At 40.2% G+C, this 14,942-nt stretch carries 16 protein-coding genes and 2 pseudogenes; 6 read left to right on the forward strand and 12 right to left on the reverse strand.

Annotated elements, in window-relative coordinates; genetic code table 11:
• A pseudogene (locus tag VB714_RS04795) lies at nucleotides 1-249 on the forward strand (glycosyltransferase); the annotation flags it as partial.
• A 104-nt stretch (nucleotides 250-353) separates the two neighbouring features.
• Here the strand turns inward: VB714_RS04795 and VB714_RS04800 are convergent.
• From VB714_RS04800 to VB714_RS04845, 10 genes are all read right to left on the reverse strand, one after another.
• Nucleotides 354-842 (reverse strand): DUF3368 domain-containing protein, encoded by a 489-nt coding sequence (locus VB714_RS04800; RefSeq protein WP_323221713.1) that lies wholly within the window; start codon nucleotides 840-842, stop codon nucleotides 354-356.
• Nucleotides 839-1,084, reverse strand: a complete 246-nt coding sequence (locus VB714_RS04805) for a UPF0175 family protein (RefSeq protein WP_323221715.1) — start codon at nucleotides 1,082-1,084, stop codon at nucleotides 839-841. Before VB714_RS04805 ends, VB714_RS04800 begins: the two co-directional genes overlap by 4 nt.
• 110 nt (nucleotides 1,085-1,194) lie before the next feature.
• The gene (locus VB714_RS04810) at nucleotides 1,195-2,637 is read right to left on the reverse strand and encodes an SLBB domain-containing protein (RefSeq protein ID WP_323221717.1); all 1,443 of its coding nucleotides are present in this window, start codon (nucleotides 2,635-2,637) and stop codon (nucleotides 1,195-1,197) included.
• 49 nt (nucleotides 2,638-2,686) lie between these two features.
• Nucleotides 2,687-5,374, reverse strand: coding sequence for a PEP/pyruvate-binding domain-containing protein (locus tag VB714_RS04815; protein WP_323221719.1), 2,688 nt, complete (start codon nucleotides 5,372-5,374; stop codon nucleotides 2,687-2,689).
• Nucleotides 5,371-6,282 carry a UbiA family prenyltransferase gene (locus VB714_RS04820; protein WP_323221721.1) on the reverse strand — a complete coding sequence of 304 codons (912 nt, stop codon included), beginning with the start codon at nucleotides 6,280-6,282 and terminating at the stop codon, nucleotides 5,371-5,373. The genes VB714_RS04815 and VB714_RS04820 overlap by 4 nt, the downstream gene beginning before the upstream one ends.
• Nucleotides 6,283-6,293: 11 nt before the next feature.
• On the reverse strand, nucleotides 6,294-6,683 hold the full coding sequence (locus VB714_RS04825; protein WP_323221723.1) for a hypothetical protein: 390 nt from the start codon (nucleotides 6,681-6,683) through the stop codon (nucleotides 6,294-6,296).
• Entirely contained in the window at nucleotides 6,680-7,696 is a 1,017-nt protein-coding gene (locus VB714_RS04830) for a hypothetical protein (protein WP_323221726.1), read from the reverse strand. The genes VB714_RS04825 and VB714_RS04830 overlap by 4 nt, the downstream gene beginning before the upstream one ends.
• 23 nt (nucleotides 7,697-7,719) lie before the next feature.
• On the reverse strand, nucleotides 7,720-8,907 hold the full coding sequence (locus VB714_RS04835; RefSeq protein ID WP_323221728.1) for a radical SAM protein: 1,188 nt from the start codon (nucleotides 8,905-8,907) through the stop codon (nucleotides 7,720-7,722).
• Nucleotides 8,908-9,096: 189 nt separating this feature from the next.
• Nucleotides 9,097-9,243 carry a hypothetical protein gene (locus VB714_RS04840; RefSeq protein ID WP_323221729.1) on the reverse strand — a complete coding sequence of 49 codons (147 nt, stop codon included), beginning with the start codon at nucleotides 9,241-9,243 and terminating at the stop codon, nucleotides 9,097-9,099.
• A 131-nt stretch (nucleotides 9,244-9,374) separates the two neighbouring features.
• Complete coding sequence (locus VB714_RS04845; RefSeq protein ID WP_204103837.1) at nucleotides 9,375-9,593, reverse strand: hypothetical protein; 219 nt, start codon at nucleotides 9,591-9,593, stop codon at nucleotides 9,375-9,377.
• Between the two features lie 251 nt (nucleotides 9,594-9,844).
• On the opposite strand from VB714_RS04845, the gene VB714_RS04850 reads away from it, so the two are divergent.
• Entirely contained in the window at nucleotides 9,845-10,339 is a 495-nt protein-coding gene (locus tag VB714_RS04850; protein ID WP_323221731.1) for a biopolymer transporter, read from the forward strand.
• A gap of 61 nt (nucleotides 10,340-10,400) precedes the next feature.
• The gene (gene murJ, locus VB714_RS04855) at nucleotides 10,401-11,993 is read left to right on the forward strand and encodes a murein biosynthesis integral membrane protein MurJ (protein ID WP_323221733.1); all 1,593 of its coding nucleotides are present in this window, start codon (nucleotides 10,401-10,403) and stop codon (nucleotides 11,991-11,993) included.
• Between the two features lie 63 nt (nucleotides 11,994-12,056).
• On the opposite strand, the gene VB714_RS04860 is transcribed toward murJ, so the two are convergent.
• On the reverse strand, nucleotides 12,057-12,356 hold the full coding sequence (locus VB714_RS04860; protein WP_323221735.1) for a hypothetical protein: 300 nt from the start codon (nucleotides 12,354-12,356) through the stop codon (nucleotides 12,057-12,059).
• A gap of 241 nt (nucleotides 12,357-12,597) precedes the next feature.
• Between VB714_RS04860 and VB714_RS04865 the strand changes: the two genes are divergently transcribed.
• On the forward strand, nucleotides 12,598-12,837 hold the full coding sequence (locus VB714_RS04865; protein ID WP_323221737.1) for a 2Fe-2S iron-sulfur cluster-binding protein: 240 nt from the start codon (nucleotides 12,598-12,600) through the stop codon (nucleotides 12,835-12,837).
• Nucleotides 12,838-12,944: 107 nt separating this feature from the next.
• Here VB714_RS04865 and VB714_RS04870 read toward each other — a convergent pair whose 3' ends face one another.
• Entirely contained in the window at nucleotides 12,945-13,148 is a 204-nt protein-coding gene (locus VB714_RS04870; protein ID WP_204103842.1) for a hypothetical protein, read from the reverse strand.
• 148 nt (nucleotides 13,149-13,296) lie between these two features.
• On the opposite strand from VB714_RS04870, the gene VB714_RS04875 reads away from it, so the two are divergent.
• Together VB714_RS04875 and VB714_RS04880 are read left to right on the forward strand one after the other, a co-directional pair.
• Nucleotides 13,297-14,616 (forward strand): aminopeptidase P N-terminal domain-containing protein, encoded by a 1,320-nt coding sequence (locus VB714_RS04875; protein WP_323221739.1) that lies wholly within the window; start codon nucleotides 13,297-13,299, stop codon nucleotides 14,614-14,616.
• 88 nt (nucleotides 14,617-14,704) lie between these two features.
• A pseudogene (locus tag VB714_RS04880) lies at nucleotides 14,705-14,942 on the forward strand (hypothetical protein); the annotation flags it as partial.

Genomic DNA, 14,942 nt, shown 5'->3' on the forward strand with positions numbered 1-14,942 from the left:
TGTACTGTGTTAGGAATAGGATTAGCATTTTTAGGATTTCTGTATGGAATTTTAATCGCGCTTAAACGCTTAACTCTAGAAATTTCTGTAGAAGGATGGTCAGCTTTGATGGTTGTTATCTTATTAATTGGTGGTTTTCAACTCATTTTTTTAGGAGTAATTGGTGAGTATTTATGGCGCATTTTTGATGAAGTGCGAAAGCGTCCAGTTTATATTATCATGGAGAAAATTGATTCTGATTCTCAATAATGTCATCCTACCGCGATCGCGCACTACATCCGATCGCAACTCCTCCCGCACAACCTATTTCCTAAATCTAGGAAAACGTGAGTTCAGATAATCCTGTAAATTTATCAGGACTCTCCGACAATATTCAGGACACGAGAATACAACTGAGAATTAATCCAAAATTCAGCAATATTAATCAAATCATCTAAAAGAGGTTTCACCGCAGAAATTAATCCCTTGTGTTTGGCTTCGATCGCAACACCTAAGATTCCCGTAAATACTAAACTATACTCAGATGCAACTTGTCTTCCTAGCTGTTCATCAAGCAGCAAGAGATCGGCAGTTAATTCAATTGCTAGTGCGATCGCTTCAGACTCACCGCGATCCAATCTCTCTTGCAGTAAAATAACCTGTTCTGGATTGCTAATATGCTCTATTTGAATCCACTTTACAGTTTTGACTTCACGCGAACCCGGAATTAAATCTCCTCCATCTGTTAATTCTTGATAGACTGCTTGAGGAATGATAATTGTGCCATAAAGCTGCTCTAAAATCTCTAATTTCCCGATCGCAGCTAAATTTGTAATTGGAGAAGTGTTACTCACTACAATCATAGTCGTCCAAGTTTTTTTAAATTTTTCATATCAGTTTCTAAGTCAGTAATTTCGTAGTGAATAGAAATCTTTCTAATTGCAAGTTCGTGTTGAAATTGCAATAGATTCATCTTGACTAGGTTGGCTGCTTTACCGATACTAATTTTTTTCTGCTGGAAAAGTAGGATAATTAGCTCTAGCATCAGTTCATTCTCTGACATTCCACTTGCTTTCAGAACTTCATCGGGAATCAATATACTCATTAGACTTCTCCGGCGATCGTGTCTTTTCATTTTAGCATTTTTCATCAAATTAAGCTAAATTATTTGACTTTCTGCGATCGCGCAATTCAATCAGGCTAATTGTGAGGAAATTACCGACGAAACAAACCAAAAATATTCAAGAAATTAAAGAAGGAAAATACGCTCCCAAGAGGTGCTAAAATAGCTCCCGCAACATCCGTTACCTCTGTTAGGGTTGAAGGTTGAATGACGACGATATCCCCATTCAATAATAAAGGATTGTTTTCATCATTGATTCCTTGGGATAAATCTACTTCAATTGTTTCTCGTAATACCGTCCCATTGGGATTTAAACGAACTAATTCGACCTTGTTTTTACGGGCGCGATTGTTAAACCCTCCCGCCGCTAAAATGGCTTGATTTAAAGGTGTATTCGGTCGTAATGTTTGAGTACCGGGACTGGTAATTTCTCCGACGACATTGACCTCAATGGTTTGCGGAGAAAAGGTAGCTGGAGCCAAAATACCGATCTCAGCCAGATCGATCGCCTCGGCTTTAGGAACAATAATACTATCTCCGGGTTGTAAGGCAACATCTTGCTCTAAATCTCCCCCTTGGAGAATCTCCCATAAATCAATTCGCACGATCTCTTCCTCTCCCGTCCGTTTGATGCGCCGTAACTGCACATTACGCACGTCAGCACGAGGTGTCACCCCTTCCGCAATCCCGATCGCCTGCGTTACCGTTGGAGGGGCGCTAGAGCCTTCTGCACTCACGGTATGGGTTCCAGGACGCAGCACTTCCCCCGTCACCGCAACTTGTACCGGAGTTGTCGTGGTGGGGAATAAGGTAGAGTCAGAAATGGTGCGACTTTCCACCCGATCGATCGCCTCAGCCGTGGGAATAAAAACGCGATCGCCATCCCGCAAGACCACATCTTGAGCCAGATCCCCTTGATGAATTAAGCCCCATAAATCGATCGCGTAAAGTTGCTCGATCCCTTGATAGGTACGGCGAATCTGGATTTGACGCACATTAGCGGAGAGGGTAATTCCCTCCGCTAACTCGATCGCCTCGGTAACGCTAGGAAAACCCGTTGCACCTCCAGGGTTCACGGTATAGGCACCCGGACGATTGACCTCTCCCGCGATCGCCAATCTGACGGGACGAGGGGTGGTTAAACCGAGGGTGACAATGGGACGCACTAAAATCGATCGATAGCGTTGAGAGATTTTTTGCGCGGCTTCCTCTAAGGTCAAATCTTGTACCGAAACTGTCCCGATCGCGGGCAAATTTAGCGTCCCATCAATGAGAATCGGATATTCGCCGTTATATTCATCCACATCAAAAATTGTCATTTGCACGCGATCGCCGGAACCTAGGGTGTAGGGGCGGTTGGGGGGTGTGGGGGGTGTGGGAGGAGTTTGGGGGGGTGGAGGGAAGACGGGGGAGATGGGAAACTCTTCTTCTAATGTGGGAATTTGGGCATTGGCGCTTTGGTTGGCGATCGCTAAACTGCAAGCAGCTAAGAGCAAATAAGATATTTTTAGGGAATTTTTGCGGTTAATAGACATAAATTTATTGATTCCTTATATATTATCTATATTTAAACATTTTTCGCAATTAATTCTTGATTTTATAAACTTTTCCCGTACTGCCATCAAATTCGACCCAATCTCCATCTTTTAACCATTGTGTAATGCCTGGAATAGAGACGATCGCGGGAATCCCTAACTCTCGAGAAACAATCGCCCCATGAGATAAAACGCTTCCTCGTTCAACTAATAATCCCGCAGCAGCTGGAAAGAGGAGAATCCAACCGGGATCGGTACGTTCTGCGACTAAAATTGTACCGGGTTGTAAGGTTGAAGAATGATCTCGATCTAAGAATTCTTGGGGGTTTTGAATAACTCGCACTGAACCGCGAACGATCCCAGGAGAACAGCCGATTCCTTGTTGAAAATCTGCTGAAGAAGCAGCAGTAAAAAGCCGTTCTAAGGGCTGTCCTTTGAGGTAGGGAATGCCATAAGTCTCAAAGCGATCGCTGGGGATTTTTCCTTCTCGATAGCCTTCAATTTCAGCCTTGCGAAGGGCAACCAATCCTTTTAAATTTGTACAAGTTGCGGTACCTTCAATCATTCTCATAATTTCCTCAACTTCAAGATAAAAAATATCCTCGGTTTTCTCGATAAAATCGGCGATAAAAAAGTGTTTTCCCAATGCTAAAAAGACTTGTCTCGCGCGACCAAATACCCGCGTTCTTTCAAAACGGAGATTTTCGCGATCGCGTACTCGTTTCCGTGCATTTTGCAAGACCCAATGAAAGATTAATCGTCTTAAGGGATGCGATCGCAAAGCCCGGCGAACCTTTAAAATATTAGGGTTTGGGGTGTCGGGTTGAGGAGGAGAAGTAGGGGCAGATTTGGCGAGAATACCGATCGCCCGCAATAAGGGTAAGGGATTATCCGCAAGAGTAGGACTTTCTAACTTAAGTTCTTCTAAACAGCGATCGCTAAACCGTGTTAAGTAATTTTGATATCGCGATTTAAACTCAGGAATTGTCTCTATTGCGGCTAAAATCGACTCTAAGCGCCCTTGACAGAGAACTTGGATAAATGCGTCATTTTGGGATGCGATCGCCGCCATTTTCTGCATTCTCCTAGCAGGTTCGGTACTAATAATATTTCCTTGTCCTGCTAATAAATCGTTTTGCATCGTTCCTTCTTCATCCCCGCACCATTTTGCCGTTAAGCGACGCAACACCCCATAAAAGATCATAGCAAAAAAATCATTAATTAAAGGGGCATCCCAATGGGTTAATAATTCTTGTTCAATTGTCCGATAATAGGCAACCAATTCATCAGCACTATTTGGTAATTGCTTGCCTGTTCCCTGTTCCCTCTTGCCTTTTCCTTCTAAATTTCTCTCTAATCGTTTGTAAAATTTACGAACTTTGTAGGGGAGGAGAAAATAGTTTTTTAATAAGCCGATCGCGGTTAGTAAAATTCGCCAGCTATCTTGAAGGCGATCGCGCCAATTACTTTGTTGTAATTCCTGAATAATCTCCTCGGGGAGAGACTCTTTCACCCCCATCATCTGTTCCATAAATTGGCGATTGATGCGAAATCCAGGCAGCAAAGCAAGAACGCGATACCAGTTTAATAAATTATAGTATATTCTACCCTGAATAAAGCCCAACATATTACTAAAAATGCGATCTTTTTGGGCAATTGTTTTTGCTGGAACGCCCAATAAAAGGCAAAATTGACGATATACTTCTTTATAGGCACGACGGGCAAAAGAAAACGTGAGAGGAGTCGTAACTCCATGATAACTTTCGGCAATATTACTATTATCCCAAAGATTATAAGTTCCCGTCGGTTGAGGGGTTTGAGGTAAAGCAGTAATTGGACGAGATTGGAGAATATAGAGTCTATCATTGGCGATCGCCCATTCAATATCTTGAGGACTGCCAAAGGTTTGATTGCATCGACGCACTAACTTAGCAATTTCTTGAATTTGTTCCTCATTTAAACTGGATTTTTGGGACAATTCTGCTGGAACTGCGGCGATCGAGATACCAGATTTTAGTTCGGTTTTGAGTTGATGCTGCTTTTCTTTTTTTGCAATTTGTCTTTGGATAATTTGACCTTGACGATCTAAATAAAAAGTATCTGCATTACTCTCTCCCGACACTAAAGAACTTCCCAAACCATACACGGAACTAATCACTGTAATATTACGCCTTCCTGTCATCGGATCTGCACCAAACGCAACCCCAGAAACAACAGAATCAATCATTTGTTGAATTAAAATGGCTGGGGGCAAAGCAATAGGAAAGAATCCTTGCTTTTGACGGTAATTAATAACATTTTGGCTAAAGGTAGAACGCCAAACTTGCATAATATTCTCGCCTAAATCTTCTAAAGGAACACCTAACACTGTTTCTAGTTGTCCCGCAAAAGACTGACTCCAATCGTCTTCTTCTCTTGCAGAAGACCTAACGGCAAATCGCCCTCCATAAGGAAAGAGATCGGCTAAAATTTGTAACAATTCTAGTTGAACTCGTTCGCTGAGTTTTAAAGTGTTTAATAGTTCTTCAATATCGCTGAATTTTGCTGTTTTATCTCGGAATAATTGCTGATAAAGACGATAGTTTTGAGATGACAAACTTTCTGTAAATGCCTCGGGGGTGAGAATGAAACCAGGAGGAGTGAGGAAGCCTTTTTGATGGAGTTGCGCGATTGCACTCCCTTTGCCTCCCATGATAGATTTTTGGGGTTTATCCCGTAAAGAAACGATATACCTCATAATGGAGGAAAAAAGGGAACGAAAAAAGGAACTATACCCAAACTAAGATAGATCGATAATGTCCATAATGCAGACATTGTATCAATTAATTTCGCCCCTTTACGAGTGGGACGGTTGAAGAAAACATAAGCAATTAAACTCACTCCTGTCCCTAAAACGAAAACCAAAAACCCAAAAGGACGAGAAAAACCAATTTGTTCCGCAGCAAAATAAGAGGTAATTGAACTTAAAATAATAACAGAACACCAAACTAAAACAGCATTATCTCGTCCCCATAAAACACTATAAGTTTCTACGCCAACTTCTTCATCTTGGGGGGCGCGAATTTTACGCCCAATTTCGATTACTAATCCCGTACTACTACTCGCAACCAAAAACCAAAATATTTCTAGAGGGAGAGATTCTCCTAATACTAACCAATCGCAAGCTGTCCCATATAAACAAATTAGAGGTATAATTAAATTATGGCTAACTAAATATAAAATAGGATGAGTTTTAAGTAATGGTTTAATAAAGAATTCTTGACTCATTAAGAGCATATAAATCCAAACAAAGCCTAATAAAATAGCTAAATCTATACACAAAGAATAGGCTAGATATAACTGTATCCCTGCGCTAAAAATACCAAGAGTTCCTAATTCCTTTAAATCAATTAAACCTCGAGGTACGGGACGATAGGGACGATAGCGGCGATCGTCGTCATAATCTTTAAATTCATCAATAATTCTCAGTTGTAAAAAGAATAAAAATAAGGTAGTAAAAGCAACCAAGATCGCCGTAGAATTGGGATTGCGATCGCGGAGTAAAGCCGAATAAAACACCGTCGCACTACTAAAAACAAGAATCAGAATCCCATTCTGGAGAAGTGGAAAACGTTCTTGTTGATAAATCCACCATCTTTTCAACATGATTCTTAACATTATCTGACGTTATTGCTCAATAATTGTTGCGCTTCTGTAATTTCTTCGTTACCCCATCCTTCAACTCGCAAGCGAGTGCTAATTTGAGTATCGCTGAATCCTTTGCTTTTCGCTAGTTTCATATAGTTTACCAGTGCTTGTTGATTTGCGTCTTTTATCGGGTTAACTGGGCGATCGCGATCGCCTTGGGAGGGTTTGGCGATCGCCTGATAGATAGCGACGACGATCCATCCCACTAGCCACCAGAGAGGAACCCACATTACTAAGCTAACACCCGCAGTACAAATAATCGACAAGCCGATAATGGAGATCGCATTATCAACCCCCGTGACGCACAATAACAGAAACGTCACGATAAAACCGAAGCACACTTTTTCAAAGAATTTCATAAGCGATTATCCAAAATGGTTTCCCAATAACGAATAAAGGTAATAATTAAAGTCATGTAACAAGGAATAGCAAAGGCAATTTCAATGGGGACTCCAGTAATCGGCATTTGTACGCCAATAAAACTATGTACTGCACTCTCTCCATAGACTCGATAGCCATTGACAATTAACCATGATTCTAAAGGTAGCGCGATCGCCCCTGTAATGCCCAAGGTAATTAAAAAGCGAGAAAAGGGAGGTAGATGCAAGAAAAAATATTCTCCGACAATTGCAGCAAAACCAATGATTAAGACCCACAACCCGGTCAGAATAAAGCTAATATCAAAAAACAGATACGACCATGAGGGTAAATTTTCATTACTAACCATCGGTTGAATCATAACTTCAAAGAGAAATACGGCAACAAAAGCAATGAATAAACTTCGCAACCATTTGTATTGCTTGCTAGGAATTAAGGGTTCCCCATCTAGTGCAAATTCCCAATATTTATAAAAGCCGATCGCTAACCCAGTAAAGACAGGAGTATAGTAAAATACTTCAATAATAGGAACGCCAAAAATAAAGATTCCTGCCATATCTGCTAGGACTTCCGGTGCATAGCTGCGAATGCCTAAGTTAACAACGATCGCTTCCAAGATCGTGACAGCCAGGGTGAGAATACCAAGGTAAATTAGAAATCTTTTCCACGCTTTCCACTCTGCTAAAATGCGATCGACCAAGAGAGTAACCGTTAAAATTAATGCTGTCCAACCGACGGTTAAAATCCAACTGACATCGAGATACAAATAAGCCCATCCTCCCAATCGATAATTGTGCCACATGGGAGCAGTAAAAAGTTCAAAAATCAGCACCCCGATCGCCATAATCAGAAATCGTGGTAAAATTTTATCTTTGATTCTTCCTAGGAAAAATACAGCAATTCCTGTACCAATAAGCACCATTATTTCAAAAATCACGATGGGAATTGTTGGCGATTTATCAAAAGTACAATGTGCTAAAAGTGGGTAAAACATTTTTGTGAATTATTAGGGATGAATTATACATTATGAATCTTGCGATCGGAAACTTTTCTCTCTTCATTGTTCGTTAATATTGAGATTGTTTCTTTTTGTAAAAAATTGGCATCTTTAACTTTACATCCGCCCCATTTTGCTTGACAAAATTCGGGCAGTGTGGTTAGTCTTTCCCAAACTTTCCAAAGGGGTTCTTCCAAAACATTACCAAATTTAGCGTGATTGAAATCGCATGACATGATATCTCCATAAGGGGAAACGTAAAAATAACTGGTTCCACAAGAACAACCGACGCTGCGATGACTGGTAAAATAAGCAAAGAAAATAACACCGGGATAATTTTTATTCTGATTGTATCTTTTTGCCGATCGCATCATTTCTTCTACCCAGTCAGGATTATCGATTAAATCTGTGCGATCTTGGTATCTTCCTGTCGGTAAAGCATCGAATACTAACACCTCATGTACGCCAATTTCTTTACCAAGTTGGACGATCTTTTGTAATTCTCCATCTTGATAAGATTCGGGAGTCATTGTGGTGGAAATTCCCACAGAAAAACCGAGGCGTTTTGCTTTTTCAATGCCTGTAATGGCGCGATCGAAGAGTCCTTGTTTTTGGCGAAAAGTATCGTGTTTTGTGCGATCGCTGGCATCGAGACTGACATAGATACTATCTAAGCGCGATCGCTTTAACTCTTTAGCACGATCTTGTAAGTGCCAACCGTTGGTAAATAAAACCGTAGTTGAGAGGTCTTTATCAACACTATTTAAAATATCTCCTAAGTCCTCTCGCTGTAGAGGTTCACCTCCAACAAAATTAATAATCGATACGCCCAATTCTTGGGCATCTTGAATGAGTTTTCTGGCTTGGGGTAAAGTTAAAATATCTCGCCCTTTTTCTTCTACTCCGTCGAAAAAGCTGCAATGTTCGCAAGTTGCGTTACAAACATCATTTACCGCAAAACTCATTAAGTTGGGTAAGTTTTTATTTTGGATGGTACGATATAAAGCACGGGCAACAAAATGAGCAGCAGGTTTGCTAAATAAAGCAGGAGTAGACAGAGAATAGACAGGATAGCCGTTACGAAAATGAACGATCTTATCGTGATTGAGATAGATTTTATAAAGAGTTTCGACAAAATCGGCACTATAATTTAATGCTTTTGTTGCGAGAAACCATTTCAAGCGAAGATGGTTAAGAAGGGACAGCATAAATCAAGTAAAAAATTAAACATAATTAACTTGATACTCGTATTTGTGTAAAATTGCCACAATCTGTAACAATTTTTCAAGATTTATGATGATTAGGGAATGTCAATTGCGATTTATCTTACTATGTATTTTGTTGCATTGCTTTTCGGATGGTTTGTAGTGGCAAAAAAAGAACAAGGGGTTTATTTTTTAAGGAAATAAATCCCCGGTTTTGATAATATTTTTTAATTGTTTTAAATATTGATCTAAGTCTGATTGACCGGATTCAAATTTATACTTTTTCAAGCTACTACGAGTTACTCCCGCAGAATCTAATGGTTTAATTTGCCAATCCACAAAAGTTAAGTCCTTTTATTTATTGTAAATAGTAAAGTATATACCAGAAAAATTTGTTCAAATTTAAAACTCTACTAGAGTGAGCCAATAGAGTTTTAATGATTTAATAAAGTTGAGAATTTGTTCAGCATCTACTCAAATAATGACAGAAGCTCATCGGATGGCTCTGGTGGATTCATCATGGCTCTGTAAATAATCTTGCTGTCCTCCTCTGATAGACTTAAAATCAATTTTTCATCTTTTTGCGGAATATTTGGACTTTCATCTCTTTTCAGAGAGAATCTTTTGCAAAAAGTTTTCCACCAGTTTGATTTTCGCTGATTTGATGTAATCTGATTTCGTACTAGCATGACCTTCTTCCTAAATTTTTTAATGATCGAGTCAGTAAGTTTAAGTTTTTAGTCTTAAGTTTTTAGTCAAACCCTTACCCGTACTAGGATAGCTCAGTTTCGTGCAAAGGTCAAGTTTATCTTAAACTGAATACTCATATTTGTGTAAAATTGCCACAATCTGTAACAATTTTTCAAGATTTACAATCAAGATTAATACTTACTAGCGACTACTAAAGAATTGAAAATATTGTGTACGTTGACTTGGACTAATGATGAGTAAAAAACAGATTGTTAAAATTATTTTTCTGGCTTTTCTCTTGCAAAGTTGTGGAGGCTTATTTATTCGTCCCCAGATTCCCACTGGGGGACTCAATAGCAATTCTCCCGAAGAAAACCCCGCTTATAGTGGTGACGGACGTTATTTAGCCTTTACCTCCGATCGCAACGGACAGCGCAATATTTATCTCTACGATCTCCAACAACGCACCCTCATTTCCCTTCCTAACCTTAACCGTCGCAACTCCGTACAAGATCAGCCCTCCCTCAGTACAGATGGTCGGTATCTTGCTTATATTTCCACAGAACGAGGGCGCAGCGATGTCTATGTCTACGATCGCCAAACATCGCGATCGCAACTGTTAACGGCGAATGTACGAGGGTCTTCCCGCAATCCTACCATTAGCGGCGATGGTAGTTCCATCGCCTTCCAAACCAGTCAACTCGGCCAATGGAATATTGCGATCGTAGAATTGGATAATCAATAATCGGTAACAGGTCATGGATAATAGGTAATTGGTTTATTGCCTGTTTCCTGTTATCTAAAATATGAAAAAATCGCGTTCTCTGGCAGGTATTGCAGGCATTATTGCCCTTGCGACCTTAATTAGTAAAATTTTTGGACTCTTTCGGGAACAAGCGATCGCCGCCGCGTTTGGAGTCGGTCCCGTAGTCAATGCCTACGCCTATGCCTACGTTATCCCCGGTTTTCTCCTCATCCTCCTCGGTGGCATTAACGGACCCTTTCACAGTGCTTTAGTCAGTATTTTAGCCAAGCGAGAAAAATCCCAAGCCGCCCCTATTGTGGAAACCGTGAGTACCCTCGTTAGTCTCTTATTAATTCTCGTTGCGATCGTTTTAATTGTTTTCGCCCATATTTTCATCGATCTTCTTGCACCCGGTCTGAATGAAACCACGCGAGATCTCGCCATTCTCCAATTACAAATTATGGCACCTTTAGCCATTTTAGCCGGGCTAATTGGCATTGGTTTTGGTACCTTAAATGCTGCCGATCAATACTGGTTGCCTGGTATTAGTCCCCTCTTTTCTAGTGTTGCTGTTTTGATCGGTATTGGTTTATTAGTTTGGAGAGTTGGCCAGCAAATTAGCGCCCCAGAATATGTTCAAATTGGCGGTATTGTTTTAGCGGGAGGAACATTAGTCGGAGGAATTTTGCAATGGTTAGCACAACTTTTTGCTCAAATGCGATCGGGAATGGGAACATTTCGTTTGCGGTTTGACTGGCAGAATTCCGGCGTGAGAGATGTCCTAAAAGTAATGGCACCCGCAACATTTTCTTCAGGAATGCTGCATATTAATGTTTATACTGACTTATTTTTTGCATCCAGTATTGAAGGGGCTGCGGCGGCCATGCGCTATGGAAATTTTATTGTTCTCACTCCTTTGGGAATTATTTCAAATATGATTCTCGTTCCCTTTTTACCCGTATTCTCTCGACTCTCTGCCCCTGAAAATTGGCCGGAATTAAAAACGCGCATTCGTCAAGGATTGATTTTATCTGCCTTAACCATGTTGCCTTTAACCGCAATTTTTATGTCTATTTCGGGAACAATTGTCGATGTTATTTATAAGCGCCTTGCTTTTGATGAGAATGCGTCGAGATTAGTTGCTCCTGTTCTCATGGCTTATGGTTTTGGGATGTTCTTCTATTTAGCCAGAGATGTTCTCGTTCGCGTTTTTTATGCTTTAGGAGATGGAGAAACACCGTTTCGGATTAGCATTATCAATATTTTTATCAATGTTATTTTAGACTATTTGCTAGTCAATGCTTTTAAAACGCCTGGATTAGTCATGGCAACCATTGGCGTTAATGCAGTTTCTATGGTTATTTTTCTGGGAATTTTAGATCATCGATTGCGAGGATTACCCTTATGGGAATGGGGGGGAATTTTATTAGGATTAATTGGCTGTAGCGCGGTTTCAGGATTAGCAAGTTTAGGGATCAGTCATCTTTGGACAAAATGGCTGGGTGTCGATAATTTTTTCTTGCTTTTAGGTCAACTTAGTTTTTGTACTCTGATTGCTTTGGTTGTATTTTTCTCTCTGGCAATGTTGCTTAAACTTACCGAATTAGAAATGCTAAGTTCTCGCGTTCGCCAAAAAGTATTTCGCCAAAAATAAGTTCAATTCATTAAAAAAGGGACACTAACGCGTGTCCCCGATGATTGGAGTTATAGACGAAGATTAACGATGCACATCTTTTTTGGAAATTGTTTCATCAGTTTCAATTCGTCCACTTCCTCGCTCCTTGTTAAGTTGTTGAATTTCGCTTTTAGCGCAGATGCGTCCACTGCCACGATTTTCTGGATCGCATTGATTCTCGGTACCCGCCAAACGATCTGGGAAGGAAAGATCGTTAAGGGTAGGAAATTCAACGGTGTTTTTAGGATTAGCGATCGCCTCAATTTCAATCGCATTAGCATTTTGCCAAGGAAAAATAGCGACAAAGCTCAAGAAGAGCAGTAAAGTAGTGTTGTTGAACATAATTGACATCCGTATTAGGTGCTATTACCTGATACGGATTTTCTTGATGCTATCGGGATGAATTTAAAAATTTCTCACGAAGGATGAGAGAGAATACTCTTGTTTAATGAATGAAGTGCAGAAAACTAGAATATTTGGGCGGTTTTCCCGCTTAATTTCTTTCTCGAGAGAGAAGTCTAGAAGCCAAAGAGATTCAAAAGAAATGTTAAATTAAAATTAGATTTCCGGAATTAAAGAAACTATGAGCGTACAAGTGCAATTCTTACCTGATAATGTCACAGTAGAAGCTGAAGCGGGAGAACCTCTGCTCGAAGTAGCGGCTCGAGCAGGAATTACCATTCCTACAGGATGTTTGATGGGTTCCTGTCACGCTTGTGAAGTTGAATTAGCAGATGGTACGGCAATATGCGCTTGTATCAGCGCGGTTCCAATTGGAGAAAAAGAGTTGCAAATTAATCTTTATGGCGATTCTTTATGGTAGGGAGATGTATTGAGCAATTGAGGAGAAGGCGATCGCGCAGGGAAATACGCAGGACTTACACAGCTAGGGAGCGAGACGCTCCCACTCCTGTACTCTATCCTTAAAGCCTACTGCAAGCCCAACCAAGCCAGTACACCTTGACCAGTCAGCACTTCAATCAGGACAGTCAGGAAAAAACCAATCATGGCTGCACGACCATTTAAGCGCTCTGCATAGTCGTTAAACCCGAATTTAGGTTCAATTAGGTCGGGGGTGACAGTGGGTTCGGGAACTTCGGTTGCGGGGGTTTTAGTGGCTTCGGAGGTTGTCATAACCAGTTGTCCTTTTGTCTAGAAATATTTACAATTCTTTACTATTCTAAGATAGAATCGGCGATCGTGGTGGAACTTGGGCGCGATCGCAAGGAAGCCATAAAATGAGAAGATATCCCATGAAATTGATGTCGTATATCCCAACAATATGAGCATAGATGCAGCAGAATATCGCCAGAGACGCGATCGCCTAATGAAAAAAATCGGTCATGGTACGGCTATTTTTGGCAGTGCGCCTTTATCCGTCATGCACCACGATGTTGAATATCCTTTTCGCCAAGAGAGCGATTTTTTCTATTTAACAGGATTTGACGAACCCGAGGCCGTGGCCGTCTTTGCTCCTCACCACGAAGAACATCAGTTCGTACTTTTTGTCCAGCCAAAAGACATGGAAAAAGAAACATGGACGGGATATCGTATTGGAGTCGAGGAAGCAAAAAAACAGTACGGTGCCGATGAAGTTTATCCTATCAATGAACTCAATGAAAAACTCCCCCAATATTTGAAAAATGCCGATCGCATTTATTATCATTTGGGGAGAGATGACACATTCAATCAAACTGTCATTCGGCATTGGCAAAGTTTTATCCGACAATATCCTAAGCGGGGGAAAGGTCCCATTGCGATCGAAGATAGTAACCCTACCCTTCATCCCTTACGTCAAATTAAAAGTGCGAGGGAAATCGAACTTGTTCGTAAAGCCGTAAAAGTCGCTGTAGAAGCTCACAATCGCGCCCTAGAATTTGCTAAACCGGGAGTTTATGAATATCAAATTCAAGCGGAAATTGAACATACTTTTGGGTCTTATGGCATGACTCCCGCTTATCCTTCTATCGTTGCTTCTGGGGAAAATTCCTGTATTTTGCATTACATTGAAAACAAACGTCAAGTGCAAAAAGGAGATTTACTTTTAATTGATGCGGGTTCTTCTTATCATTATTATAATAGCGATATTACTCGTACATTTTCTGTAGGCGCATCTTTTAGCAAGGAACAACAAAGTATTTACGAATTGGTTTTAGAGGCACAACTCCAAGCAATTTCGCAGATTAAACCGGGGAATGATTATAAAACCATTCACGATACAGCAGTTTGTGTTTTAGTGGGAGGATTGCTAGATTTAGGATTATTGAAAGGAGATTTTGAACAGATTATTGAAGAGGAAAAATACAAACCTTTTTATATGCACCGCACAGGACATTGGTTAGGGTTAGACGTTCATGATGCAGGAGTTTATCAGTATGGGGAAGAAAAATCAGTTATTCTTCAACCGGGTCATATTCTCACCGTTGAACCCGGAATTTATATTTCTCCTCATATTAAACCTGCGGAAGAACAACCGGAAATTCCCGAAAGATGGCGAGGAATTGGTATTCGTATTGAGGATGATATTTTAGTCACAGAAGATGGTTGTGAAGTGTTAACTGCTGGAGTACCAAAATCTGTGGAAGAAATGCAAAAAATCTAACTCTTTTTGTCTTCCCATGCGTTAGATATTTATTATTTTCTCTTTCTGCATGGGACTATTTTTGAATGTTTTTTGCTCATCTTAAATAATGAATTTATCCACACAAAAAAATATTATTGGTTTTGATTATTTACGAGCTATGGGTTGCTTAATGGTTATTATCAATCATAGTGATGGCTTGAGAGTATTTGCAGTTAATGAAACCATTTCCAGAATTTTTCTGTTTTATTATACCAGTATTAATTTAATAGCAGTCCCTATTTTTTTTCAAGTTTCTCTCTATTTATTTTATGTTAAAAGAGATAAAATCAAGAACTATTTTGTTG

Origin of the sequence: Spirulina sp. 06S082, from assembly GCF_034932145.1 — a bacterium.
GTDB lineage: Bacteria > Cyanobacteriota > Cyanobacteriia > Cyanobacteriales > Spirulinaceae > CCY15215.